We start from the raw sequence: 380 nt of genomic DNA, 5'->3' as shown, positions 1-380 counted from the left end.
CCAAATAGCTATGGATCGATTGCGAATATCAGTGGTTCTGGCGTTTTTGCCAACGATACTTTGACTTGGAGCGGTTTATCTATCGCTTCGGGTGGTTCGGTCGTATTGACTTATGAAGCTACTGTTTTGGCTCCTGGTGTGGGTGTTTCATTTACCAATGTCGCTCAAGTGATTGCTTCTGACCAGTTCGACCCGAACTCTACACCTGACAACGATGTCCCAACGGAAGATGATTATGATTCGGTAACACCTGTTCCTCAGGTTGCAGATTTAAGTCTTTCTAAAAATATTTCTTCTATGTCTCCGAATGTTGGAGATGTAGTAACATTTACCCTTACAGTTTCTAATGTTGGACCTGATGCAGCTACCAATGTGGCTAT

Annotated in this window: 1 pseudogene; it reads left to right on the top strand. The window is 43.2% G+C overall.

Annotation, left to right across the window (positions count from 1 at the left end):
- Nucleotides 1-380 (top strand): annotated as a pseudogene (locus EGI22_RS15265) (DUF11 domain-containing protein); the annotation flags it as partial.

This window comes from Lacihabitans sp. LS3-19 (assembly GCF_024343575.1).
Taxonomy (GTDB): Bacteria; Bacteroidota; Bacteroidia; order Cytophagales; family Spirosomataceae; genus Leadbetterella.
Note: the sequence above shows the minus strand (reverse complement) of the source record. Positions and strands in the feature narration are given on the sequence as shown.